Source organism: Limoniibacter endophyticus, from assembly GCF_014652835.1.
In the GTDB taxonomy this organism is placed as follows: Bacteria; Pseudomonadota; Alphaproteobacteria; order Rhizobiales; family Rhizobiaceae; genus Limoniibacter; species Limoniibacter endophyticus.
Genome location: NZ_BMZO01000019.1, coordinates 1 through 1,306, shown reverse-complemented (window position 1 = coordinate 1,306; position 1,306 = coordinate 1). Strand labels below are relative to the sequence as shown.

Annotated in this window: 1 protein-coding gene; it reads left to right on the top strand. The window is 59.6% G+C overall.

Going from position 1 to position 1,306, the window contains the following annotated elements; translation table 11 throughout:
- The first annotated feature begins 34 nt into the window (after positions 1-34).
- Positions 35-1,306, top strand: a complete 1,272-nt coding sequence (gene metK / locus IE151_RS17565; RefSeq protein WP_189493043.1) for a methionine adenosyltransferase — start codon at positions 35-37, stop codon at positions 1,304-1,306.

Sequence of the window (1,306 nt, the reverse complement as noted above, 5' to 3'; positions counted from 1 at the left end):
TGTCGCCGACGAAACGTTCAAGAGGGGTTTACCCGTGGCAAGGCAGAATTATCTTTTCACCAGTGAATCGGTGTCCGAAGGACATCCAGACAAGGTCTGTGACCGCATCTCCGACGAGATCGTCGATCTGGTCTATCGCGAAGCCAAGAAGACCGGCATGAATCCGTGGGAGGTGCGTGTGGCGTGCGAAACGCTGGCGACCACGAACCGGGTTGTCATCGCTGGCGAAGTACGCGTCCCGCCGAGCCTGATGAAGACCGACAAGTCGGGCAGGGAAGTGATCAATCCTTCCAAGTTCCGCGCTGCGGCGCGGCGCGCCATCAAGGCGATCGGTTATGAGCAGGAAGGCTTCCACTGGAACACGGTGAAGATCGACGTTTTGCTGCATGCGCAGTCTGCCGATATAGCGCAGGGCGTGGACAAGGCCTCCGATTCCGACAATGCTGAAGGTGCTGGCGACCAGGGCATCATGTTCGGTTATGCCTGCAACGAGACGCCGGAACTGATGCCGGCGCCGATCTACTATAGCCACAAGATCCTCGAACTGCTGGCTGCGGCCCGCAAAGAGGGCAAGGGCGATGCCGCCAGGCTTGGCCCGGATGCCAAGAGCCAGGTCACGGTGCGCTATATCAACGGCAAGCCTGCCGAAGTGACCTCGATCGTGCTTTCCACGCAGCATCTCGATGAGAGCTGGTCGTCGAAGAAGGTGCGCGAGGTGGTTGAACCCTATATTCGCGAAGCCTTGGGCGATCTCAAGCTTGCCGCCGACTGCGCATGGTATATCAACCCGACCGGCAAGTTCGTGATCGGCGGTCCTGATGGCGATGCCGGTCTGACGGGCCGCAAGATCATCGTCGATACCTATGGCGGTGCAGCCGCTCATGGCGGTGGCGCCTTCTCCGGCAAGGACACGACCAAGGTCGATCGCTCGGCTGCCTATGTCGCCCGCTATCTTGCCAAGAACGTCGTTGCCGCCAGGCTGGCCGACAAGTGTACGATCCAGCTCTCCTACGCCATCGGCGTTGCGCAGCCGCTATCGGTCTATGTCGATCTTTACGGCACGGGCAAGGTCGATGAGGCGGTTCTGGAAAAGGCTATCCGCGAGGTGATCGACCTGTCACCATCGGGCATCCGCCGTCATCTCGATCTCAACAAGCCTATCTATGCCAAGACGGCTGCCTATGGCCATTTCGGCCGCAAGGCCGGTCGTGACGGCTCCTTTTCATGGGAAAGGACCGATCTTGCCAAGGCGCTCAAGGATGCGATTGCCCGTATCACAGCTGAGGAAGACAAAAAGGCCGCCTGA